General features: G+C 65.2%; 22 protein-coding genes. 8 read left to right on the top strand and 14 right to left on the bottom strand.

Going from position 1 to position 22,776, the window contains the following annotated elements; translation table 11 throughout:
- Positions 1-62 precede the first annotated feature (62 nt).
- Positions 63-875 carry a protein-disulfide reductase DsbD domain-containing protein gene (locus LH400_RS17115; RefSeq protein WP_229154108.1) on the top strand — a complete coding sequence of 271 codons (813 nt, stop codon included), beginning with the start codon at positions 63-65 and terminating at the stop codon, positions 873-875.
- Positions 876-974: 99 nt separating this feature from the next.
- Entirely contained in the window at positions 975-1,460 is a 486-nt protein-coding gene (locus LH400_RS17110; protein ID WP_229154107.1) for a peroxiredoxin, read from the top strand.
- A gap of 182 nt (positions 1,461-1,642) precedes the next feature.
- Here LH400_RS17110 and LH400_RS17105 read toward each other — a convergent pair whose 3' ends face one another.
- The 13 genes from LH400_RS17105 to coxB form a co-directional block, all read right to left on the bottom strand.
- Positions 1,643-2,680, bottom strand: coding sequence for a M42 family metallopeptidase (locus tag LH400_RS17105; protein WP_229154105.1), 1,038 nt, complete (start codon positions 2,678-2,680; stop codon positions 1,643-1,645).
- A gap of 306 nt (positions 2,681-2,986) precedes the next feature.
- Positions 2,987-3,433: a hypothetical protein gene (locus LH400_RS17100; RefSeq protein ID WP_229154103.1), complete on the bottom strand. Its 447-nt coding sequence runs from the start codon at positions 3,431-3,433 to the stop codon at positions 2,987-2,989.
- A 240-nt stretch (positions 3,434-3,673) separates the two neighbouring features.
- Entirely contained in the window at positions 3,674-4,129 is a 456-nt protein-coding gene (rnhA, locus tag LH400_RS17095; protein ID WP_229154101.1) for a ribonuclease HI, read from the bottom strand.
- Positions 4,126-5,118, bottom strand: coding sequence for a homoserine kinase (locus LH400_RS17090; protein ID WP_229154437.1), 993 nt, complete (start codon positions 5,116-5,118; stop codon positions 4,126-4,128). Before LH400_RS17090 ends, rnhA begins: the two co-directional genes overlap by 4 nt.
- Before the next feature lie 5 nt (positions 5,119-5,123).
- Entirely contained in the window at positions 5,124-6,128 is a 1,005-nt protein-coding gene (gene ispH / locus LH400_RS17085) for a 4-hydroxy-3-methylbut-2-enyl diphosphate reductase (RefSeq protein ID WP_229154099.1), read from the bottom strand.
- 75 nt (positions 6,129-6,203) lie between these two features.
- Positions 6,204-6,911, bottom strand: coding sequence for an SURF1 family protein (locus LH400_RS17080; protein ID WP_229154098.1), 708 nt, complete (start codon positions 6,909-6,911; stop codon positions 6,204-6,206).
- A gap of 103 nt (positions 6,912-7,014) precedes the next feature.
- Complete coding sequence (locus LH400_RS17075) at positions 7,015-7,401, bottom strand: DUF983 domain-containing protein (RefSeq protein ID WP_229154097.1); 387 nt, start codon at positions 7,399-7,401, stop codon at positions 7,015-7,017.
- Positions 7,402-7,495: 94 nt separating this feature from the next.
- On the bottom strand, positions 7,496-8,374 hold the full coding sequence (locus LH400_RS17070; protein WP_229154096.1) for a cytochrome c oxidase subunit 3: 879 nt from the start codon (positions 8,372-8,374) through the stop codon (positions 7,496-7,498).
- A gap of 116 nt (positions 8,375-8,490) precedes the next feature.
- Positions 8,491-9,120 carry a cytochrome c oxidase assembly protein gene (locus LH400_RS17065; protein WP_229154095.1) on the bottom strand — a complete coding sequence of 210 codons (630 nt, stop codon included), beginning with the start codon at positions 9,118-9,120 and terminating at the stop codon, positions 8,491-8,493.
- Entirely contained in the window at positions 9,117-9,251 is a 135-nt protein-coding gene (locus LH400_RS17060) for a cytochrome c oxidase system small membrane protein (RefSeq protein WP_229154094.1), read from the bottom strand. Before LH400_RS17060 ends, LH400_RS17065 begins: the two co-directional genes overlap by 4 nt.
- A gap of 1 nt (position 9,252) precedes the next feature.
- Positions 9,253-10,173 carry a heme o synthase gene (locus tag LH400_RS17055; protein WP_229154093.1) on the bottom strand — a complete coding sequence of 307 codons (921 nt, stop codon included), beginning with the start codon at positions 10,171-10,173 and terminating at the stop codon, positions 9,253-9,255.
- 178 nt (positions 10,174-10,351) lie between these two features.
- On the bottom strand, positions 10,352-11,953 hold the full coding sequence (gene ctaD / locus LH400_RS17050) for a cytochrome c oxidase subunit I (RefSeq protein WP_229154092.1): 1,602 nt from the start codon (positions 11,951-11,953) through the stop codon (positions 10,352-10,354).
- A gap of 24 nt (positions 11,954-11,977) precedes the next feature.
- Positions 11,978-12,910, bottom strand: coding sequence for a cytochrome c oxidase subunit II (gene coxB / locus LH400_RS17045; RefSeq protein WP_229154091.1), 933 nt, complete (start codon positions 12,908-12,910; stop codon positions 11,978-11,980).
- 365 nt (positions 12,911-13,275) lie between these two features.
- Here coxB and LH400_RS17040 point away from each other — a divergent pair, with 365 nt between their 5' ends.
- Together LH400_RS17040 and tldD are read left to right on the top strand one after the other, a co-directional pair.
- Positions 13,276-13,800 (top strand): invasion associated locus B family protein, encoded by a 525-nt coding sequence (locus LH400_RS17040; RefSeq protein WP_229154090.1) that lies wholly within the window; start codon positions 13,276-13,278, stop codon positions 13,798-13,800.
- Between the two features lie 95 nt (positions 13,801-13,895).
- On the top strand, positions 13,896-15,314 hold the full coding sequence (tldD, locus tag LH400_RS17035) for a metalloprotease TldD (RefSeq protein WP_229154089.1): 1,419 nt from the start codon (positions 13,896-13,898) through the stop codon (positions 15,312-15,314).
- On the opposite strand, the gene LH400_RS17030 is transcribed toward tldD, so the two are convergent.
- Positions 15,311-16,552, bottom strand: coding sequence for a COG3904 family protein (locus LH400_RS17030; protein WP_229154088.1), 1,242 nt, complete (start codon positions 16,550-16,552; stop codon positions 15,311-15,313). The genes tldD and LH400_RS17030 overlap by 4 nt on opposite strands.
- 149 nt (positions 16,553-16,701) lie before the next feature.
- On the opposite strand from LH400_RS17030, the gene LH400_RS17025 reads away from it, so the two are divergent.
- The 4 genes from LH400_RS17025 (at position 16,702) to LH400_RS17010 (ending at position 22,687) form a co-directional block, all read left to right on the top strand.
- On the top strand, positions 16,702-17,418 hold the full coding sequence (locus LH400_RS17025; RefSeq protein WP_229154087.1) for an NAD-dependent deacylase: 717 nt from the start codon (positions 16,702-16,704) through the stop codon (positions 17,416-17,418).
- Positions 17,419-17,855: 437 nt separating this feature from the next.
- Positions 17,856-19,796 (top strand): PrkA family serine protein kinase, encoded by a 1,941-nt coding sequence (locus LH400_RS17020; RefSeq protein WP_370638407.1) that lies wholly within the window; start codon positions 17,856-17,858, stop codon positions 19,794-19,796.
- 18 nt (positions 19,797-19,814) lie between these two features.
- Complete coding sequence (locus LH400_RS17015; RefSeq protein ID WP_229154086.1) at positions 19,815-21,119, top strand: YeaH/YhbH family protein; 1,305 nt, start codon at positions 19,815-19,817, stop codon at positions 21,117-21,119.
- Complete coding sequence (locus LH400_RS17010) at positions 21,119-22,687, top strand: SpoVR family protein (RefSeq protein WP_229154085.1); 1,569 nt, start codon at positions 21,119-21,121, stop codon at positions 22,685-22,687. Before LH400_RS17015 ends, LH400_RS17010 begins: the two co-directional genes overlap by 1 nt.
- Positions 22,688-22,776 lie beyond the last annotated feature (89 nt).

Here is a 22,776-nt window from a genome sequence, read left to right as displayed (position 1 = left end):
CGGACAATAGGATCTCCGTTCGCCGCGGCGCCGGGGCGCAGTTGCGCCGGCATTGGCTTGCCTTGACGAGATTGCTCGCGGCCGCGGTCTCGCTCGCTGGTCTCGCCCTTTCAGCGTCCGCGGCGATCGCCGCAGCGCCGCAGTCCTCACTTGTGACCGACCAGGTAACGGTGGAACTCCTGCGCGAGGCGCCGTCTGCCGATGGCAGCGTCCGCGGCGCGCTGATGATCGATCTCGCGCCCGGCTGGAAGACCTACTGGATCGATCCCGGCGCAGCGGGCATCCCTCCGACGATCGACTTCTCCGCGACGAAGGGGCTTGAGGACGCCGAACTGCGCCTGCCCGCGCCGCATCGCTTCGGCGAAGGCTTTGCCCGCTCCAATGGCTATGACGCGCCGCTCGCAGCCGCCTTCACCCTGACGCCCCGCAAGGGCGAGACGCTGGGGCCGATCACCGCTTCGGTGATGCTCGGCGTCTGCCATGACATCTGCATTCCCGTACAGGCCACGTTGACGGCGGACGATGCAAACGCGCAGACCGGGGTCGAGAGCGCCTTCTCGGCCCTGCCCAAGGCGAATGGCGAGATCGGGACAATCGACCCGGCGATCACCGCTGCATCAGCAGACGCTTTGACAATACGCGTCGACGTCGCAGGCAAGGCAGACCGCCCGGATCTCTTCGTCAGTGCGCCGGGGGGCTGGTTCTTCGACGAGCCGGCGGCCCCGGTGCATGATGGCGACAGCTATGTCTTCACCGTACCGATCCTGGAGCGGCCGCGCGGCGAGAAAGGCGCACCCAGCGCGGTCGATGCTGTGTTCACCGCCGGCGACCGGTCGATCGCCGCCGACAGTCTGCCCGTCGCACCAGGTTCCTGATCGGCGCTGGACAAGCCGGCGTCACGTCCCAAATGCCGCCCTTGGCGGCCGGACGGGCCGCGGACACGCCGCTATGCGGCACGGCTTGGGGAAGACGACATGGCAATCGGCGTTGGCGACAAGATTCCGAACGCAACCTTGAAGATAAGGACGGAGGACGGACCGGCGGACCTTTCGACCGGCGACATCTTCTCCGGCAAGAAAGTCGTCCTGTTCGGCGTGCCCGGCGCCTTCACGCCGACCTGCTCGATGAACCATCTGCCGGGCTTCCTGACCCACAATGACGAGATCCGGGCCAAGGGCGTCGACACCATCGCCGTAGTCGCGGTCAACGACATCTTCGTCATGAACGCCTGGGAAAAGTCGAGCGAGGCCGGCGGTAAGATCCTGTTCCTGTCGGACGGCAATGGCGAGTTCACAAAGGCGCTCGGCCTCGACATCGACCTGTCGGTCGCCGGGCTCGGCACGCGCTCCAAGCGCTATTCGATGATCGTCGAGGACGGCACGGTCAAGGCGCTGAACGTCGAGGAGAGCCCGGGCCAGGCCGACAAGTCGAGCGCCGAGGCAATCCTGGAGCAGCTCTGATCGAGACGGCGGGCGGAAGTCGCTCGTCCTGAGGCGATAGAGCCCGGCGAAAGCGCGGGCGAGCACCGGGGCAATCGAGGCTCCCGGCGCTTCGTCCTCGGTCTGCCCGGCGGGCCGTTTCGCTCATCGCGGCAAATGCGGATGGAGATGGCGGCCACGAGACGCTCGCGGCCGCCAGAGCGTCAATGCGCGGCGATGATCGCCGTCAGGATCTCGCGGGCGGCTTCGAGGTCGCGCTTGTCGATCATCTCGGCGACGGTGTGGATGTAGCGCGTGCCGACGACGATGCCGACGGCCCGCGAGCCCGCCGCCGCCTGCTGCACGGCCGCGCCGTCCTGGCCGCCGCGGGCGAGGATGGTGCGCTGGTAGGCGATGCCGCGCTCCTTCGCCAGGGCCTCGATCTCGCGCACCAGGCCGATATCGGCGATGAAGGAGCCATCCTTCATGTGGAGGCCGAAGCCGGCGCCCTGCAACGTCGTGCGGTCCTTGTCGGGCACGCCCGGCGTGTCGCAGGCCAGCGTCGTGTCGACGCCGATGCCGATGTCCGGCTTGATGCCGTAGGCTGCCGTCTTGGCGCCCCTGAGACCGACCTCCTCCTGCGCGGTGAAGGCGACCACCACTTCGCAATCGTGGCTGTGCCCCTCCTCCGTGAGCTTGCGGACGGCTTCAAGCCCGAGCCAGCAGGCGATGCGGTTGTCGAGCGCCTTCGACACGATCTTCTCGCCCATCTCCTCGAAGGGCTCGTTCATCACGACGTAATCGCCGACCTGGACGAGGTTCTTCGTCGCCTCGCCATGGCCGATATCGACGAAGAACTCGTTCGGCTCCGGCATCTTCTTGCGCTCTTCGGCCGACTGGATGTGGATCGGCTTGCCCTCGGCGTTCATCACCCCCTTGTAGTCGCCGGTCTCCGTGCAGACGAGAACGCGGCGCGAGAACAGGTTGCGCGGATCGAAACCGCCGACCGGATCGACATTGATGAAGCCCTTGTCGGTGACATGGGAGACGAGGAAGCCGATCTCGTCCATATGGCAGAGCAGCATCAGCTTCTTCGGGTTCTCGCCCTTGCCCTTGCGGGTGCAGATCAGCGAGCCGAGCGTATCGGTGCGGATCTCGTCGAAGAGCCCCTTCGCCTCTTCGATGATGAGATCGCGCACGCGATGTTCGCGGCCGGGTACGCCCGGAGTCTCGCACAGGCGCTTCAAGAGTTCGATGTTCACGGGAAGGTCCTTCGGTCGGTGGGCAGATCGAGACGGGATGTCGGCCGAATACGCCGGGATCCGCCAAGTCTCTCGGACCGACTTATGCCCTAGGCGCGAACTTGCCAACGGTCGGCCCGCATCTTGGGGCGATGCGCGCAGGCTCGCGCCCGGCCAAGCCGCGCCGGGGCCCCTGGGCCGCCACCCGCGGTTTGCCGATCCGGCGCTCCGGGGTCGGCCCTTTTCGGCGCCAACCAGCGACGGTGGCGGATCCTTCCGCCACCATCGCTTGCCGCCGCCGATCTATCGCTCCAACCGACCGGCCGGTCAGGCCGCGACGACGGGGCGTCCGAACAGGGCTCTCGCCAGCCGCTGAAAGAGCGTGCCGCGCGCCTTGACGTCGGCATGGCGACGCAGCCGCATGGCGAGCCCCGCCCCGGTCATGGTGCCCGAATAGTGGCAGTCGCAGAACATCCGATGGGCGTCGTTGTCCGAAAGCTCGAAGAAGCTCATCGCTTCTCCCAGCGTGTCGCCGGACAGGCCCTGAGCCCGCAACACGGGATCGGCATAGGCGACCGCCATCGGCGTCTTCGGTCCGCGGACCGCCCGGCGGTCGGCGGGAGCCATGTATTCGATCCGGTCCAGCGCATGGACCGAGCCGTCATGTTCTTCGAGCAGCCGGGCCCAGCGGTGAATGCGCTCGCCGACCGACATGTCATGCAGGGGGATCGCCTCGGCGGATCGAACCATCTCGAGGGGGTCTTGGTGCTTCATCACAGCCTCCGTGACGCGAAAGTCTTACACGGAACGCAACGCACGCTTACGACGCGATCAGTATATCACCATGATTTCCCGCAGGAAATCACGGCGCGGAGAGATGCTGTGTCTGATAATCCCCGAGGACGACCCAGATAGCTTGGCCTCACGTCAGCCAGTGCCCAAAAGCACCGGAAACCGGCGCGATCCGCGATGTCCCGCCGCGACGCTAAGCTTCAGGATCTTTTTGATGGCCGGCTATTCGGCCGCCGCGCGGCGACCCTTGAACGGCTCCATGCCGGCCCGCGCCAGCGCATCCGCCCGCTCGTTCTCCTCATGGCCCGCATGGCCGCGCACCCAGTGGAAGGTGATGTCGTGGCGAGCCTTCTCCTCCTCCAAGCGCTGCCAGAGTTCGGCATTCTTCACCGGCTTCCTGTCGGCCGTCTTCCAGCCGTTGCGCTTCCAGCCATTGATCCATTTGGTGATGCCGTCGCGCATGTATTGCGAGTCGGAATAGAGGTCGATCGCGCAAGGTCGGTTCAGCGCCGACAGCGCCTCGATCACGGCGAGGAGTTCCATGCGGTTGTTGGTGGTGTGGGCCTCACCGCCCTTCAACTCCTTCTCAATGCCGTTGAAGCGCATGATCGCGCCCCATCCGCCGGGACCGGGATTGCCCGAACAGGCCCCGTCGGTGAAGATCTCGACCTTGCTCATGTCGTGCTCCCGGCCGACACCTTCGCGATGTCGAGACCGTAGTCCGCCGCTGCCGCCACATTGCGGTGGAAGCGCAGCTTCTTCAGATATTCCCGCGGGTCCTTCTTGGTCACGAAGGAATCGTCGGGCACGGTCAGCCAGTCATAGAGGCGCGTCAGGAGGAACCGCATGGCGGCACCCCGGCAGAGCGTCGGGAAAGCCCTGAGTTCTGCCGGCTCGAGCGGCCTGACGCTTGCATAGCCCTTGATGAGCGCGCGCGCCTTGGTGACGTTGAAGCTCGCATCCGCCTCGAAGCACCAGGCGCAGAGCGCGATGGCGAGGTCATAGGCGAGGAGGTCGTTGCAGGCGAAGTAGAAATCGATCAGCCCGGAGAGTTCGCCCGACAGGAAGAAGACGTTGTCGGGAAAGAGGTCAGCGTGGATGACGCCCGCCGGAAGGTCGGCCGGCCAGTTCATCTCGAGACTATCGAGTTCCGCCGCGATCTCCGCGGCGAGCCCCTGCTCGACTTCGTCGGCCCGGCCGCCGCAGCTTTCGAACAGCGGCCGCCAGTCGGAAAGCGCCAGGCCGTTCGGCCGCGTCAGGCGAAAATCCGCCGATGCCTCGTGCATGCGTGCCATGGCATGGCCCACCGCCCGGCAATGCTGGGCCGAGGGTCGGCGCGTCCACATGCCTTCGAGAAAGGTGAAGACCGCGGCCGGGCGGCCGGCGAGCTCGCCCAGCGCCTCCCCCTGCCGATCGTGGACGGGAAGCGGGCAGGACAGGCCGCGTTCGGCGAGATGCTCCATCAGGCCGACGAAGAAGGGCAGATCACCCCGGTTCACCCGCTTCTCGTAGAGCGTGAGGATGTAGGTGCCCTGGCTTGTGCGGATCAGGAAGTTGGAATTCTCCACGCCTTCCGCGATCCCCTTGTAGCTGAGGAGCGTGCCGAGATCGTAGCCGGAAAGGAAGGTGGCGAGCTGGGGTTCGCTGACATCGGTGTAGACGGCCAAGTCGGTCAAGCCCCGCCGTTGACGAAGGCCATGTCCGCTGCGGTCAGCGGCGTGTCCCGGAGCGAGCGCATGACCGGGAAGTTCTCGTTCTCCTCGGCGGTCTGGACGAGATCGACGCGCACCTCGTAGCGCGCGCGGAAGGCGTCGAGAACGGCCTCGGTCAAGACTTCCGGCGCGGACGCCCCGGCCGAGACGGCCACCACTGCCCCGTCGCCCAGAACCTGCCAGGGGATGTCGTCGACGCCCTGGACGAGTGCGCCGTGGAGCGCGCCGGCCCGGGTTGCGACCTCGACAAGGCGCTTGGAGTTCGACGAGTTCGGCGCCCCGACGATCAGGAAGAGGTCGGCGCCAGACGCCGCCGCCTTCACCGCCTCCTGGCGATTGGTCGTGGCGTAGCAGATCGACTCGGAGGACGGCGCCTGCATATCGGGGAACTTCGCCCGCAGCGCCGCGACGATCCCGCTGGTATCGTCGACCGAGAGCGTCGTCTGCGTGACGAAGCCGAGCGCCGCCGGATCGGCGGGCGCGAAGGCGGCGACGTCCGCCTCGCTCTCGATCAGGCTGACCGTGCCCTCGGGGAGCTGGCCCATCGTGCCGATCACCTCGGGATGGCCCTTGTGGCCGACCAGGACGACATGGCGGCCGCGCTTGACGTGCAGCATCGCCTGCTTGTGGACCTTGGAGACGAGCGGACAGGTGGCGTCGAGATAGAGGAGCTCGCGGGCCTCTGCCTCGGCCGGCACCGATTTCGGCACGCCATGGGCGGAGAAGACCACCGGCTGACCGTCGTCCGGCACGTCGGCGAGTTCCTCGACGAAGACCGCGCCCATCTGCCGGAGGCCTTCCACGACGAAGCGGTTGTGGACGATCTCGTGGCGGACATAGACCGGCGCGCCGTATTTCTTCAGCGCGAGGACGACGATCTGGATCGCGCGGTCGACGCCAGCGCAGAAGCCGCGCGGTTCGCACAGGCGGATCGTCAGCGCAGGCTTTGCGAGGATGGCGGACAAGAGCGGGCTCCGGAATGAGCGGTCAAGTGGCGGCGTTTCGGTACGGGCCGAATGAAGGGATCGCCCCCCTTCCTGTCAAGCGCGGGAGCCGTCGGCGGGTCCGGCGGACGCGTCGCGCGTGAATCGCCGGCGCACAAGAAGGACGGTCATCACAATCAGTACCGCGGCGAGGCCATACCAGGTAACGGCGTATTGCAGATGGTCGTTGGGCAGCGTCACGTTCGTCGTGCCGCCGACGGGCCAACCGCCGGGCGCGCGCCCCGGCCCGGCATCGATGAAGAAGGGCAGGATGCTCACGCCGCTGCCCAGCGAAAGACCGCCTGCCATGCCGGTGAGGTCGCGCCAGAAGAAATTGTGCTTCGCGAGGTCGTTGTCGGGCACGAAATAGCCCGGCTTCGCCTCGGGAGCCTCGCGGGCAAGCCCGGTCACGGTGACCTCTCCCGTCGTCAGGCCCGCGCGCCGCTTCGCCGGGTCCCTCAGCTCGTAGGGCACGAAGCCGCGATTGACGAAGACCAGGCGATCGTCCGGCAAGAGGAGCGGGGTGTAGACGTTCCAGCCGGCGCTGCCTTCGAACGTCGACAGCACATAGCGCTCCCCCTCGTTCAGAAAGCGGCCGGTGGCCGACACAGGCCGGTATGCGATGTCGCGGCCTTTGGCAAACTCCGCGGCGAGGACATCGACGCCGACCGGCGCCGCATGCGTGCGCGCGTCGATCTGCGCGAGCAGCGCCTCCTTCCACCGGAGACGCTCGACCTGCCATGTGCCGAGGCCGAGGAGGATCACGATCCCGGCGAGGCAGGCGCCAAGAGCGAAGAGGAAGCGCCCTCGCGACATCCGGCGTATGGCCGCGTCGCCAGCCTGGGCCGGGCCGGTCGGGCGGACGGTGTCAGTCATTGCGCTCCAGGCGGCCTTCGGCCGCGCGGTTCTTGTATTGCAGACCGATCATCAGCCCTTTGAGCATCCGCAGCAGCGGCAGGGACAGGATGAAAATGAGCGGGATCCAGAGGAGGAAATGGACCCAGAGCGGCGGGTTCAGCGAGACCTCCATCCAGAGCGCCAGCGCACAGACGACGAAGCCGATGATCAGGATGACGAAGACCGCCGGCCCGTCGCCGGAATCGATGAAGGTATAGTCGAGCCCGCAATGGCTGCAGCGGGGGGCGGTGGTGAGATAACCGGAAAAGAGCTTGCCCTCGCCGCAGCGCGGACAGCGGCCGCGCAGACCGGCCTTCGCCGGGTCCACCGGCGCGAAGATCGCCTTGTCCTCGTTCATCGCGCTCTCCTGAAAATCGAAGAAGGCGGCGCACCGTGCGCCGCCTTCCTTTCGTGAACTTGGTCAGGACGATCCGCGTTCCAGCCCGCGGAATTTATCCGGCTGCGATCTGGCCGCCCCAGCCGCCCCAGACATAGATGCAGAAGAAGAGGAACAGCCACACCACGTCGACGAAGTGCCAGTACCAGGCCGCGGCCTCGAAGCCGAAATGCTTCTCCGGAGTGAACTGGCCGAGCGAGGCCCGGATCAGGCAGACCGCCAGGAAGATCGTCCCGATGATCACGTGGAAGCCGTGGAAGCCGGTCGCCATGAAGAAGGTCGAGCCGTAGATCGACCCGGAGAAGGCGAAGGGCGCGTGGGCGTACTCGTAGAACTGGACGTAGGAGAAGATCACGCCGAGGATCACGGTCAGCGCGAGGCCGAGCTTCAGGCTCTTCCGGTCATTGTGGAGCAGCGCGTGGTGGGCCCAGGTCACCGTGGTGCCGGACAGAAGCAACGTAATCGTGTTGAACAGCGGCAGGTGAAGAGGATCGAGAACCTCGATCCCGACCGGCGGCCACTGCCCGCCGAGCACCTCGGTCCGGGAGGCCTGGATGGCCTCGTTCGGGAACAGGCTCGCGTCGAAGAAGGCCCAGAACCAGGCGACGAAGAACATCACCTCGGAGGCGATGAACATGATCATGCCGTAGCGCAGCGACAGCGACACCACGCGCGTATGGGCGCCCTCCTGCCCCTCCTTCACCGTGTCCGACCACCAGGCGAACATCGTGTAGAGGACGATGGCGAGGCCGAGGAAGAAGATCCAGGGCGTCGCGAGATCGACGCCGAACATGAGGAACTGGTTGCCGGACATGTCGCGCATATACGCGACGGCTCCCACCATCATCACGAAGGCGCCGACCGAGCCGAGGAACGGCCACGGGCTCGGATCGATGATGTGGTAGTCGTGATGCTTGGCGTGCGAATCTGCCATCGCCATTCCCCCTCGTCTTCCTCTTCTTCCCGCCGATCCGACTATACGAGATCGCGGGCCAACTCCAGCATTCCTCACAGCCCCATCCCCCGCGAAACCGCGCGGGGCGCCGGGGCTCAGCTTTCCCTGCCCTTCTTCGCGCGGGCGCCGTCGACCGGCGCCTCCGCGACAGGATCCGGATTATCGATCGGGAAGAACGTATAGGACAGCGTGATCGCCGGCGCGTCCTTCAGTTCCTCCGCCTGCAGCATCGCCGGATCGATGAAGAAGAGGACGCCCATGTCCGCCTCCTCGCCCGGCTTCAGCGTCTGGCTGTTGAAGCAGAAACAGTCGATCTTGTTGAAGTAGACGCCGGCAGCCTCGGGCGTCACGTTGAACAGCGCCTGGCCGGTGAGCGTGCGATCGGTCGTATTCTTGACGCGATAGCTCGTCTGGTGCGTCGCCCCGAGTTGCACCCGCACTTCACGCTCGTTCGGACTGAACGACCAGGGCAGACCCGCGGCGACATTGGCGTCGAACCGAATGGTCACGCTCTTCTCGCTCACGCCACCGCTCGCGACTTCGGCCCTCTGTGTCGTGCCGCCATAGCCGGTGACCTGGCAGAACATGCGATAGAGCGGAACGGAGGCGAAGGCCGCACCGACCATGCCGACCGCAAAGGCCGCGCAGGCAACCGCGATGATCACGCCCCGGCGCGCCGTCGAGGCGGAACGATCGTCGGATGGTTTCTCGTGCCGCTCCGTCATGAGGCCATCTTCGCGATCGAGACGAAATAGAAAATGACGACCAGGGCCACGAGAACGACCGCGATGGCGATCGAGCGGTTGCGCCGCGCGCGCTGCTCCGGCTCGGTCAGACGCACACGATCCTCGTCCATGTCAGCCTCCGAAGGCGAGGACGAGCTGCGTGGCAACCGCCTCGCCGAGCAGGATCGCGAACAGGGAGAAGAGATAGAGGATCGAGAAGCCGAACAGCTTCTTGGCCGCGATCATCTTCGGATCGCCGTCGGACATGCGCAGTGTCGCATAGGCGTGGCGAAGGAAATTGGCGCCAAGGAGAACGGACGCGATCCCGTAGACCGGACCGGCAAAGCCCATCAGCCAAGGTGCGACGCCGACGGGGACCAGCAACAGCGAATAGGCGAAGATCTGGATCCTGGTCGAGCGCTCGCCGGCGACATTCGGCAGCATCGGCACGCCAGCATTGTCGTAGTCCTTGAGCTTGAACAGCGCCAGCGCCCAGAAATGCGGCGGGGTCCACAGGAAGATGATCAGGAAGAGGACGACGCTCTCGATCGAGACGCTGCCGGTGACCGCGGCCCAGCCGATCATCGGAGGGAAGGCGCCGGCGGCCCCGCCGATGACGATGTTCTGCGGCGTCCAGCGTTTCAGGCCCATCGTGTAGACGACGGCGTAGAAGAAGATGGTGAAGGCGAGCAGCGCCGCCGCGAACCAGTTGGCCGCAAGGCCGAGCAGGCAGACGCCGAGAAGCGCAAGGCCGAGACCGAAGGCGAGCGCGGTTTCCGGCGCGACGCGGCCGGCGGGAACCGGGCGCTTGGCGGTGCGCGACATCACTCCGTCGATATCGGCGTCGTACCACATGTTGAGCGCTCCGGAGGCGCCCGCGCCGATGGCGATCGCCAGGATGGAGATCGCCGCCAGGGTCGGATGGATGTGTCCGGGGCTGAGCATCAGCCCGGTGATCGCCGTGAGAACCACGAGCGACATCACCCGCGGCTTCAAGAGCGCCAGGAAGTCGCGCGGCTCGGCCAAGCTCACGCCGTTCGAGACGGCGGACATGCGCGTGGCGTCTGTGGCATCGAGAAGCGTCAACGAGAACCCTCGTATTTCGTCATGTCCGACCGGCGCCATGGCTGCCGGCGACCGCCGCACTTGCTGCGGCCTCTATCTGGCTGCGGCGTCCCGACCGAACTCTGGCCGGGACGCCGCCACTCGTCTCATTATGTCCTGCCGGACGTCAGCGAACGCGCGGCAGTTCTTCCCACTGATGGTACGGCGGCGGGGACGGCAGCTGCCATTCCAGCGTCGTCGCGCCCTCGCCCCAGGGGTTGGCACCGGCGACGCGCTTCTTCGAGAACGCTTCGTAGACGCCATAGAGGAACACCAGGACCGCAACGCCGGAGATGTACGACCCGATCGAGGAGACGAGGTTCCACCCGGCGAAGGCGTCCGGATAGTCGGCATAGCGGCGCGGCATGCCGGCAGCGCCCAGGAAGTGCTGCGGGAAGAAGATGATGTTGACACCGACGAAGGTCAGCCAGAAGTGAACCTTGCCGATCGTCTCGTTGTACATGTAGCCGGACATCTTCGGGAACCAGTAGTACCAGGCCGCGAAGATCGCGAAGACGGCGCCGAGCGACAGGACGTAGTGGAAGTGCGCCACGACGTAGTAGGTGTCGTGCAGCACGCGGTCCATGCCGGCATTGGCGAGCTTGACGCCGGTAACGCCGCCGACGGTGAACAGGAAGATGAAGCCGACCGCCCAGAGCATCGGCGTCTTGTAGCTTACCGAGCCGCCCCACATCGTCGCGATCCAGGAGAAGATCTTGATGCCGGTCGGCACCGCGATCACCATGGTGGCAAAGACGAAATAGCGCTGCGTGTTGAGCGAGATGCCGGTCGTGTACATGTGGTGCGCCCACACCACGAAGCCGACGACGCCGATGGCCACCATCGCATAGGCCATGCCGAGATAGCCGAAGACCGGCTTCTTGGAGAAGGTCGAGATGATGTGGCTGATGATGCCGAAGGCCGGCAGGATCAGGATGTAGACCTCCGGATGGCCGAAGAACCAGAACAGGTGCTGGAACAGGATCGGGTCACCGCCGCCCGAGGGCGAGAAGAAGGTCGTGCCGAAATTGCGGTCGGTCAGAAGCATCGTGATCGCACCGGCGAGAACCGGCAGCGACAGAAGCAGGAGGAAGGCCGTCACCAGAACCGACCAAGCGAACAGCGGCATCTTGTGCAGCGTCATGCCGGGTGCGCGCATGTTCAGGATGGTGGTGATGAAGTTGATCGCGCCGAGGATCGACGATGCACCCGCGATATGGAGCGAGAAGATCGCGAGGTCGACGGCAGGCCCCGGATGGCCCGAGGTCGACAGTGGCGGATACATCGTCCAGCCGGTGCCGGCGCCATTCGCACCCGGCGCGCCTTCGACGAACATCGACAGGACCAGCAGCGGGAAGGCCGCGGCCAGCAGCCAGAAGGAGATGTTGTTGAGCCGCGGGAACGCCATGTCCGGCGCGCCGATCATGATCGGCACCATCCAGTTGGCGAAGCCGCCGATCAGGGCGGGCATGACCATGAAGAAGATCATGATCAGGCCGTGGCCGGTGGTGAAGACGTTGTAGACCTGCGGATCGCCGAAGATCTGGAGACCCGGCTCCTGCAGTTCCATGCGCATCGCGACCGAGAGCGCGCCGCCGAAGACGCCGGCGCAGATCGCGAAGATCAGGTAGAGCGTCCCGATGTCCTTGTGATTCGTCGAATAGACCCAGCGCGTCCAGCCGTGCGGCTTATGATCGTCGTGGGCTTCGTGGGTGGCACCATAGGCCATGTCAGCTTCCCCTCGTCCCTATTCTCAGCGACCGGCGACCTCGACGGCCTTGCGACCATCGACTTCTGCCATCAGCTGCTTGTTGGCCTCACCGACATCCTCGGCGGCCGCCGCATACCATTTCTGGAACTGCTCCTTGGAGACGACCCGCACGGCGATCGGCATGTTGGCATGGTTCTGGCCGCAGAGCTCGGAGCACTGGCCGTAGAAGAGGCCTTCCTTCAGCGCTTCGAACCAGTATTCGTTGAGGCGACCTGGCACCGCGTCGACCTTCACGCCCATCGAGGGCACCGCCCAGGAGTGGATCACGTCGGCCGACGTCGTGGTGACGCGGATGACGGTATTGACCGGCACGACCATCTCGTTGTCGACCGCCAGCAGTCGCGGATAAAAGTCGAGGCCGCCCTTGGCTTCGGAGGCCGCATCCTGGTCGGCGAGCGAATCAGTCAGCTGCGCCAGGGGATAGGAATCGAAGGAGACCGCCTTGGCCTGAGCCTCCGGCGAATCGTTCGACGGCTGATACTCGTACCCCCAGTACCACTGATAACCGGTCGCCTTGACCGTCAGCTCCGGCTCGCTCGGCGGATTGTACTGCGCCGTCAGGAGCTGGAAGGAGGGAACCGCGATGAACAGCAGGACGATGACCGGCGCCAGCGTCCAGACCACCTCGATCAGCGTGTTGTGACTTGTGCGCGAAGCTTCGCGGTTGCGGCTCTCGCGGAAGCGATAGACGCACCAGCCGAGCAGGGCCGCAACCAGAATGGTGATCGGCACGATGAAGGCCAGCACGTAATTGCTGAACCAATGAATCTGTGCCTCGATCGGCGACAGCGCCTCCTGCAGCCCCATCTGCCATGGATGCGGCTGGCCTGCCGGAGTGCTCCCCTCTTGAGCTGCTGCACCGCCGGCGCTCAGAAGCAGCGCCCCCGCGGCGAAGATCGATCGTCTCACTCGCATTCTCTCCCTGTCGCGCTTGGCTGAGCCCCGCCCCCGTCCGGATCGTTCAGGAGACGGCCGATGCCGCATTCCCTATACATATCAAAATCCGAATATCTCCGGTAGCCCACCGTTTCAAACCACGAAACCCGCTGGACCGCAACATCTTAGATCGTTCCCAATCTTGCGACATATTTGCGGACGCGGCGTCCCGCTCGGCTGCAAAATCAGCTAGTAAGGCTTCGGGAGGCGGTTCGCGGCACGGTCGGCGGGCGGGCGGGCCCGCGTATCGGGACCGCCCCGGGGCAGGCTTGTAGAATGCAGCGGTAACCAATCCTTTGCCATGGTTGTGGGACAGTCTGGGCCAATCTGATTCGGATCTTGACATGATGAAACCCGTCACATCGCTGGTTGCGGCTCTTGCCGCGATCACCTTCATCGCCGTCGCCGCGCCGCGGCCCGCGCTGGCGCAGGCCGGGGCGACCGGCACCGTAAAGTCGCAGCACGGCGCCTGGGCCATCGTCTGCGATCAGCCGGCGGGCGCGTCCGGAGAGCAGTGCGCGCTCCTCCAGAACGTCGTCGCCGAGGACCGGCCGGAGATCGGCCTCTCGGTGGTCGCGCTCAAGACGGCGGACAAGAAGGCGAAGATCCTGCGCATCCTTGCTCCGCTCGGCATCCTCCTGCCGAACGGCCTCGGGCTCTATGTCGACGGCAAGGATATCGGCCGCGCCCAGTTCGTGCGCTGCTTCTCCGACGGCTGCTATGCCGAGGTCATCCTGGAGGACACGCTCCTGAAGACCTTGTCGGAAGGCACGTCCGCGACCTTCATCGTCTTTCAGACGCCGGAACAGGGGATCGGCATTCCCGTCGACCTCAAGGGCTTCCGGGAGGGCTTCGACGCGCTGCAATAGGTCGTGCGGGTCCTCTTCGGGCCGATCGGTCCGTTGGCAAGCGCGCGCGGCGCGCTTATCTCAGGGGCGACTTCCGCTCTGAAGGACGCGCAGCCATGACCCTTTCGCTCATCGAGCGTTTCGATATTTCCCGCGCCGAGATCGACGCCGTTCTGTCCGAAACGCTTCTCGGCGCCGACGACGGCGAACTGTTCCTGGAATATCTCGAGCAGGAGTCCCTCGTCTTCGACAATGGCCGGCTGAAGTCGGGCAATTTCTCGACCGACCAGGGCTTCGGCCTCAGGGCCGTCGCCGGCGAGGCGGTCGGCTATGCGCATGCCGGAGACTTCTCGCAGGCGGCGCTGAAGCGCGCCGCGGCCGCTGTGACCGCCGTCAAGACCGGGCATTCGGGCCACTATGCCGAACCGCCGGCCGGCACAAACGCCAGGCGCTACGGCGACGAGAACCCTATCCCCTCGCCCAGCTTCGAGGAGAAGGTGAAGCTCCTGCAGGAGATCGACGCCTATCTCAGGCGCCAGGGCGACGATGTGCGCCAGGTCTCGGCCACGCTCGGCTCGCAGTGGCAGACCGTCGAGATCCTGCGCGCCGACGGGCGCCTGGTGAAGGACGTGCGGCCGCTGGTGCGGATCAACGTCTCCGTCGTCTGCGGCAGGGGCGACCGGCAGGAGACCGGTTCGTTCGGAGCCGGCGGCCGCCGCGGCTTCGGCGAGTTCCTGGTCACCGAGGCCTGGCAGGCGATCGCCGACCAGGCGCTGCGCCAGGCTCGGGTCAATCTCGAGGCCGTGCCGGCTCCCGCCGGAACCTTCGACATCGTGCTTGGCTCGGGCTGGCCCGGCGTCATGCTGCACGAGGCGGTCGGTCACGGGCTGGAGGGCGACTACAACCGCAAGAAATCCTCCGCCTTCGCCGGGCTGATGGGGCAACAGGTCGCAGCCAAGGGCGTCACTGTCGTCGATGACGGCACCGTCGCCGAACGGCGCGGCTCGCTGACCATCGACGACGAGGGCACGCCGACGGGCCGCACCGTCCTGATCGAGGACGGCAAGCTCGTCGGCTACATGCAGGACCGGCAGAACGCCCGGCTGATGGGCATGGCCGCCACCGGCAACGGCCGGCGGCAGTCCTATGCCCACATCCCCATGCCGCGCATGACCAACACGATGATGACCGAAGGCCCCCACACGCCCGAGGAGATCATCGCCTCCGTGAAGGACGGGATCTACGCCGTCTCCTTCGGCGGCGGCCAGGTCGACATCACCTCCGGCAAGTTCGTCTTCGGCTGCACCGAGGCCTACCGGATCCGCGGCGGTAAGGTGGCCGAGCCGCTGAAGGGCGCCATGCTGATCGGCAACGGACCGGAGGCGATGCACCGCGTCTCCATGGTCGGCAATGACGTCGCGCTCGACCCCGGCATCGGCATGTGCGGCAAGAACGGCCAGGGCGTGCCCGTCGGCGTCGGCCAACCGCACCTCAGGATGGACCAGGTGACGGTCGGCGGCACGGAAGCGAGCTAAGGGATCATGACGGTGAGGGCCGGGGGCCTGCTCTTCCAGCTTTCGATAACCCGTTTGAACACAGCATTCCCAGGCACACCTTTCTCGAACGACATCAGCGCTCGTCGTCCCGACGAATAGGCAAGAGGAACGTCGATCCATTGCTTGCTTTGGAGGAGGGTTAGATTTGTCTCAATGGCTTCATCAAGGTTGTTGAGCGCTATGATAAATCTGTTGTCGGCGACCTTGCCGGCGACGCAGATGAGGGGATCGCCCCGGGCCTGTTCTGTATCTTTCAGTGCCAATCGCTGGACATTGGATACCGCGCCGCCGGAGAAATTCCTCGGCACGTCGAACAGAAGCTCGATGACGTGGCTAGCTGGCAGGCTCGGGTCGGCATTCCGCGTGATCGTCATCGTCAACTTTAAATTCTCATCAGGCACCTCGACAACTGCGCGGATCGCTGCCTCATCCTGCTTGCCTTCAAACGGAGGTGTCTCGATCACCGACCAGAACACATTCCCGCTCTCTTGAGTGCCGGGCGAGTTCCCAAATTTTTCTTGATAGAACACGGCACGCTTGGAAAGCTTTGCGGCCTGGGATGGCGGCGGGTATGCAACGGCTTCGGAAACACGGCCATTCGCTTCCCCACCTCCAACTTCATAACTGGAGTCTTTTTCTGGAGGGCGGCCGGAAGCGGTGCGATCAATGCCGAGGCGGGCGACTTCCTCCGGGCTGAAAACATACATTGCGCTCGGCGGCGTGCGGAACATGATGGTCAGCACTTGGGCAGGCACCTCCACCCGATTCATCAGGTCGAGGAGGTCGGAGATGGCAGACTGAACAGACAGGACGTCGCCGCTGCCCGAGGCGAACTGATGAACACCAAGCTTTCCCTTCGCGCGTCGCTCCTGTCCCGAAAAGAAGATGAAGGAACACGCGGAATAGCAAAGGGCGTCGTCCGGAATTTCGGTGTTCAATCCCCGCTCGTGAACCTCGTCGGCGATGAGGAGCGCGATGATCACGGATCCTCCGGGGCTGTTCAAGCTGACAGCCTTGAGGCCCGGCAATGCGCGTAAGGCGCGGCGGAAGTCTAAGGCCGCGTCGGTCCCGATCGGCCCATCCAGAACGATGATGCCGGGCTTGTCGCTGTTCCAGTGGAAGTCGCCGAACTGGTGTGTCTGCGCCAACCCCGGAGATGTCACCGCGGCAAGCAGCGCCAAGACAGCAAACGCGATGCCGACGACCGTCTTCGCCATCCGCAAGGATACACCTCCTCCTCGCTACAAAATCATTTGCGATCATGTGGGTAGAGCCGACGCACTGCAAGTCGCAGTGGGTGCTCTCGATCCGGCCCGCAGGTTGCATACTCCCTTCCGAACTGTAGCAACCGACCGGACGTTCAGACTTGAGCAAACGAGACAGCGCCTCCCTCTTCATCCTCACCGGCGCCGGCATCTCGGCCGAGTCCGGCGTCGAGACCTTCCGCGACAAGGGCGGCATCTGGTCGAGGGTCCGTCTGGAGGACGTGGCAACGCCCGAAGGGTTTGCGCGCGACCCCGCCGCCGTCCACGCCTTCTACAATGCGCGGAGGGCTGGCCTTGCCGGCGTTCAGCCGAACCCGGCCCACCTCGCCTTGGCCCGGCTGCAGCGCGATCATCCCGGCGCAGTCACGATCGTAACCCAGAACATCGACGATCTGCATGAGCGGGCCGGTTCACGGTCGGTCATCCATATGCATGGCGAACTGACCAAGGCGCTCTGCGGCGCCTGCGGCGATCGGTCACCCTTCGCCGGCGATCTTGCAATCAGCTCGACCTGCGCCGCCTGCGCGACCTCGGGCCAAGTCCGACCCGACGTCGTCTGGTTCGGCGAAATGCCCTATCACATGGATGTCATCGAGGAGCGTCTTCTCGCCGCAGACCTGTTCTTGTCGATCGGCACCAGCGGCGCCGTCTATCCGGCCGCCGGGTTCGTGGCCGAAGCCCGGGCGGCCGGCATCCGCACGATCGAGCTCAATCTCGAGCCTTCGGAGGGAACACTCCTCTTCGACGAGGCGCGGCACGGGCTCGCCAGCGACCTCGTCCCCGCCTTTGTCGAGGCGCTGCTGCGCGGCGCGCGATAGCCGGGCGCTGACGCGCGCTTCCCTGCCCTTTCCACTCTTTTTCCGGACGTGGCTAACGAGCCGGGCCGGCGCCGCAAAATCGCTTCGGTTGCCACCGAGGCTGACCACCGATCTGCAAGAAAGGGAATGGGTGGCCGATCGTGCCGGCACCAGGAGATTGAGGAGGCGTGTCGGTTCGGCGACTTGATTTGCCGCGATGCCGATGAGACTCTTCTTTTGCATTGCAGCAGGAGGCCGCTAGGCCCTGATTCGCGCGGGCGAGATGATCCACCAGTCCGCGCGGGAAAGCAAGCGTCCGATCGTCAGCGACGCGTAATTTAATGATAATTATCAATGATTTGACTTGCGTCAGGTCGCTGCATTGCCCACACTGACAACATAGGCGGCTGGGGCATCGGACCCGGAAGGGCCCACCCCGGCATGGCGAACGGAGGTGAGTGTTGAGCGCGTTATTCGACTACTATGCGAAGACGTACGAGGCGCGGCGCGAGACCGTCATGTCGGTTTCGGACTATCTGGACGCCTGCCGCACCGATCCGCTGATGTATGCCGGACCGCATGAGCGGCTCCTGGCGGCGATCGGCGAACCCCAGCTTGTTGACACCTCGCAGGATTCCCGGCTCGGCCGGATCTTCCAGAACAGGACGATCCGCACTTACCCCGCCTTCTCCGAATTCTACGGCATGGAAGAGACGATCGAGCGGATTGTCGCCTTCTTCCGGCAGGCGGCGCAGGGGCTCGAGGAGCGCAAGCAGATCCTCTATCTCCTCGGCCCGGTCGGCGGCGGCAAATCCTCGCTCGCCGAGCGCATCAAGGCGCTGATGGAAGAGCAGCCGATTTACGTCCTGAAGGCGGGAGACGAACTGAGCCCGGTCTTCGAGAGTCCGCTCGTGCTCTTCGATCCGGAGACCATGGGCGAGATGATCTCCGGCGAATATGGCATTCCCCGCCGGCGCCTCACCGGGCTGATGAGCCCCTGGTGCGTCAAGCGGCTGGACGAGTTCGGCGGCGACATCTCGAAGTTCAAGGTCGCCAAGCTGATGCCCTCGCGCCTGCGCCAGATCGGCATCTCCAAGACCGAGCCCGGCGACGAGAACAATCAGGACATTTCCTCGCTGGTCGGCAAGGTCGACATCCGGCGGCTCGAAATGTTCGAGCAGAACGATCCCGACGCCTATTCCTATTCCGGCGGCCTCAACCGGGCGAACCAGGGCGTCCTCGAATTCGTCGAGATGTTCAAGGCGCCGATCAAGATGCTGCATCCGCTGCTGACGGCGACGCAGGAAGGCTCCTATGTCGGCTCGGAGAATATCGGGGCGCTTCCCTTCACCGGCATGATCATGGCCCATTCCAACGAGGCCGAGTGGCGCTCGTTCAAGAACAACAAGAACAACGAGGCCTTCATCGACCGCATCTACGTCATCAAGGTGCCCTACTGCCTGCGCGTCGACGAGGAGACCAAGATCTACGACAAGCTGGTCCAGAATTCCGAGCTGTCGGCGGCGCCGCGCGCGCCGGACACGCTGGAGATGCTGGCCCGCTTCGCCGTCCTGTCGCGCCTGAAGCCGCACGAGAACTCCTCGCTGCCGGCCAAGATGCGGGTATACAATGGCGAGAGCCTGCGCGAGATCGACCCCAAGGCCCGCACCATGCAGGAATACCGGGACGCGGCCGGCGTCGACGAGGGCATGAACGGCATCTCGACGAGATTCGCCTTCAAGGCGCTGTCGGCGACCTACAATCACGACACCGAGGAGGTCGCCGCCGACCCGGTGCACCTGATGTACGTCCTCGAACAGGCGGTGCGCCGCGAGCAGTTCCCCGACGATGTCGAGAGCGACTATCTGGAGTTCATCAAGGCCGAGCTCGCGCCGCGTTACGCGGAGTTCATCGGCAACGAGATCCAGAAGGCCTATCTGGAATCCTATCACGACTACGGCCAGAACCTCTTCGACCGCTACGTCGCTTATGCTGATGCGTGGATCGAGGATCAGGACTATAAAGATCCGGACACCGGACAACTGTTCGATCGCGAATTGTTGAACCAGGAACTGTCGAAGATCGAGAAGCCGGCAGGCATCGCCAATCCCAAGGACTTCCGCAACGAGGTCGTGAAATTCTCTCTCAGGTCACGGGCAGCCAACCACGGACGGAACCCATCTTGGACGAGCTACGAGAAGATCCGCGACGTCGTCGAGAAGCGCATGTTCAGCCAGGTCGAGGATCTGTTGCCGGTGATCAGCTTCGGATCGAAAAAGGACGGGGAGACCGAGAAGAAGCACAACGAGTTCGTCGAGCGGATGGTCGCGCGCGGGTTCACGCTGCGGCAGGTTCGCCGGCTGGTGGAGTGGTATATGCGTGTGAGGCAGGCAAGCTGACGAGCCTGTTGATCAGTCATGCACATCATTGATCGCCGCCTCGATCCAGGCGGCAAGAGCCTCGCAAACCGCCAGCGGTTCATCCGCCGGGCCCGCTCGCTGGTGCGCCAGGCGGTTCGCGAAGCGTCCGGCGCCAGGCGGATCCGCGAGATCGACGAGGGCGGCGCCGTCTCGATCCCGGCCGACGGCGTCCACGAGCCGAGCTTCCATGCCGGACGCGACGGGGGCCTGCGCGAGCATGTCCTGCCCGGCAACAAGGAGTTCGTGAGCGGGGACCGCCTCCCCCGCCCGAAGAAGGGCGGCGGCGCAGGGTCGGAAGGCAGCGCCGACGGCGAGGGCGAGGACCAGTTCCGCTTCGTCCTGTCGCGCGACGAGTTCCTCGACCTGTTCCTGGAAGATCTCGAACTGCCCAACCTCGCCAAGCGCCAAGTCATGGGCGATGCGCTGGAGAAGCGTCATCCTGCCGGCTTCCGCACATCGGGACCACCGGCGAGCCTCTCGGTCTCCCGCACGCTGAGGAAGAGCCTGTCGCGGCGGATCGCGCTGCGCCGCCCCTCGCCCCAGGAGATCGCGAAACTGCGCCGCGAGCTTCAGGAAGCCGAGGCCGACGGGGCCGAGCCGCAGCGCATCGCGGCGCTGCGTTCGGAACTGGAACGCCAGGAGAGGCGGACGCGGACGGTGCCCTTCATCGACCCGGTCGATCTCCGCTTCCGGCGCATCGAGGTGACGCCCGAGCCGATCGCGCGGGCCGCCATGTTCTGCCTGATGGATGTGTCGAGCTCGATGGACGAGCACATGAAGGACCTCGCCAAGCGGTTCTTCTCGCTGCTCTATCTGTTCCTCACCCGGCGCTACCGGCGGGTCGAGATCGTGTTCATCCGCCACACCCACGAGGCCAAGGAGGTCGACGAGGACACCTTCTTCCACTCCCGCGAGAGCGGAGGCACGGTGATCTCCTCGGCATTGGAGGAGATGGCGAAGATCGTCGCCGACCGCTTCCCCGCGGACCAGTGGAACATCTACGCCGCCCAGGCGTCCGACGGCGACAATCTGTCCTCCGACAATGCCCGCACGATCGCGCTCCTGCGCGAGACGATCCTGCCGGTGTCGCAGTACTACGCCTATCTCCAGGTCGGCCGCGGCGACCCGGATCACGAGGACGGCGTCTTCCCGCGCCAGGAGACCGCGCTTTGGCGGGCCTACAAGGAGATGCTGCGGCCCGACCTTCCGATGGCCATGCGCAAGGTCAACAGCCGCCGCGACATCTACCCGGTCTTTCGCGAACTGTTCGAGAAGAAGACCGAGAAAGAGAGAGCGGACTGATGTCGGTCGCTGGCAGGAAGAGCGTCAAGCGTGGTGGCGGCGCCGCCAAACCCCTCCTCTTCGAGAGCCGCGAATGGGATTTCGGCACGCTCTCGCGCGTCTACGAGGCGCTGGAACGGATCGCCGAGGACGAACTCGGCCTCGACATCTACCGCAACCAGATCGAGGTGATCACCTCCGAGCAGATGCTCGACGCCTATGCCTCGACGGGCATGCCGATGTTCTACAAGCACTGGTCCTTCGGCAAGCATTTCGTGCGCAACGAAACGCTCTACCGCAAGGGCTGGCAGGGCCTCGCCTACGAGATCGTCATCAATTCCGATCCCTGCCTCGTCTACATCATGGAAGAAAATTCGGCCATGATGCAGACCCTGGTGCTGGCCCACGCCGCCTTCGGCCACAACCACTTCTTCAAGAACAACTACGCCTTCAAGCAGTGGACCGACGCCTCCAGCATTCTCGACTATCTCGCCTTCGCCAAGACCTACATCGCCGACTGTGAGGAGCGCTACGGGGCCGATGCGGTGGAGCGGCTGCTCGACGCCGCGCACGCGCTGATGAGCCACGGCATCCACCGCTATCCCGGCAAGCATGCGCCGGACCTCATCTCCGAGCAGCGGCGCCAGAAGGAGCGCGGCGAGCACGCCGAGAAGACCTTCAACGTCCTCTGGCGCACGCTGCCCAAGACCACGGGCCGGGCTCGCAAGAAGCCCGACGAGGAGCGCCGCCGCGCCATGCTCGGCCTGCCCGAGGAGAACCTTCTCTACTTCCTGGAAAAGACCGCGCCGCGGCTCGCGCCCTGGCAGCGCGAGGTGCTGAGGATCGTGCGTCAGATCGCCCAGTACTTCTATCCGCAGCGCCAGACCAAGGTGATGAACGAAGGCTGCGCCTGCTTCGTCCACTATAAGATGATGAGCCGCCTGCACGAAGCGGGCCGGATCCCCGACGGCGCCTTCATGGAGTTCCTGCACTCGCATACCAGCGTGATCATGCAGCCGGACTTCGACGACCGGCGCTACAGCGGCATCAATCCCTATTCGCTCGGTTTCGCGATGACGCAGGACATCGAGCGCATCGCGACCAGCCCCACCGCGGAAGACCGCGCCTTCTTTCCCGATTTCGCCGGCTGCGGCGATCCCTATGGCGTTCTCAAGGATGGCTGGGCGAACTATCGGGACGAGAGCTTCATCCTGCAGTTCCTCTCGCCGGCCCTCATCCGCAAGCACCGCATGTTCCAGCTCGTCGACGACGAGGATGAGCCGGACCTTCTCGTCGCCTCGATCCACAACGAAAACGGCTACCGCGCCGTGCGCCAGGCCCTCTCCCGCCAGTTCGACGTCTCGCGCCAGGATGCCGACATCCAGGTTGTCGACGTCAATCTCGCCGGGGACCGCCGTCTGCTCCTGCGCCACCAGGTGGTCGACGGCGTGACGCTCGACAAGGCCGATGCCGGCAAGGTGCTGCAGCATCTCGCCAATCTCTGGGGCTATGACGTCCGGCTCGTCGAAGCGGACGACGCCGCGACCTACGCCACCCACGACGCCGCGCCGATCAACCTTTTCCAGTAGCGGCGCCGGTCGCGGCGGGCGCGCCCGTTTCCGCCGCTCCGGCTTGCGGGCGACACTCCGGCAGTGCGCGGCTCTGTCCTCTGCACTCA

The sequence above is a fragment of the Jiella soli genome, from assembly GCF_020615385.1.
Taxonomy (GTDB): domain Bacteria; phylum Pseudomonadota; class Alphaproteobacteria; order Rhizobiales; family Rhizobiaceae; genus VKMB-3413.
Note: the sequence above shows the minus strand (reverse complement) of the source record. Positions and strands in the feature narration are given on the sequence as shown.

Bases quoted from the DNA above. Each gene is read 5' to 3' on its own strand.
- LH400_RS17110 (WP_229154107.1), top strand. From the start codon at position 975: ATGGCAATCGGCGTTGGCGACAAGATTCCGAACGCAACCTTGAAGATA.
- LH400_RS17100 (WP_229154103.1), bottom strand. From the start codon at position 3,433: ATGAAGCACCAAGACCCCCTCGAGATGGTTCGATCCGCCGAGGCGATC.
- rnhA (WP_229154101.1), bottom strand. From the start codon at position 4,129: ATGAGCAAGGTCGAGATCTTCACCGACGGGGCCTGTTCGGGCAATCCC.
- LH400_RS17075 (WP_229154097.1), bottom strand. From the start codon at position 7,401: ATGAACGAGGACAAGGCGATCTTCGCGCCGGTGGACCCGGCGAAGGCC.
- LH400_RS17070 (WP_229154096.1), bottom strand. From the start codon at position 8,374: ATGGCAGATTCGCACGCCAAGCATCACGACTACCACATCATCGATCCG.
- LH400_RS17065 (WP_229154095.1), bottom strand. From the start codon at position 9,120: ATGACGGAGCGGCACGAGAAACCATCCGACGATCGTTCCGCCTCGACG.
- LH400_RS17060 (WP_229154094.1), bottom strand. From the start codon at position 9,251: ATGGACGAGGATCGTGTGCGTCTGACCGAGCCGGAGCAGCGCGCGCGG.
- LH400_RS17055 (WP_229154093.1), bottom strand. From the start codon at position 10,173: ATGTCCGCCGTCTCGAACGGCGTGAGCTTGGCCGAGCCGCGCGACTTC.
- ctaD (WP_229154092.1), bottom strand. From the start codon at position 11,953: ATGGCCTATGGTGCCACCCACGAAGCCCACGACGATCATAAGCCGCAC.
- coxB (WP_229154091.1), bottom strand. From the start codon at position 12,910: ATGCGAGTGAGACGATCGATCTTCGCCGCGGGGGCGCTGCTTCTGAGC.
- LH400_RS17040 (WP_229154090.1), top strand. From the start codon at position 13,276: ATGATGAAACCCGTCACATCGCTGGTTGCGGCTCTTGCCGCGATCACC.
- tldD (WP_229154089.1), top strand. From the start codon at position 13,896: ATGACCCTTTCGCTCATCGAGCGTTTCGATATTTCCCGCGCCGAGATC.
- LH400_RS17030 (WP_229154088.1), bottom strand. From the start codon at position 16,552: ATGGCGAAGACGGTCGTCGGCATCGCGTTTGCTGTCTTGGCGCTGCTT.
- LH400_RS17015 (WP_229154086.1), top strand. From the start codon at position 19,815: ATGCACATCATTGATCGCCGCCTCGATCCAGGCGGCAAGAGCCTCGCA.
- LH400_RS17010 (WP_229154085.1), top strand. From the start codon at position 21,119: ATGTCGGTCGCTGGCAGGAAGAGCGTCAAGCGTGGTGGCGGCGCCGCC.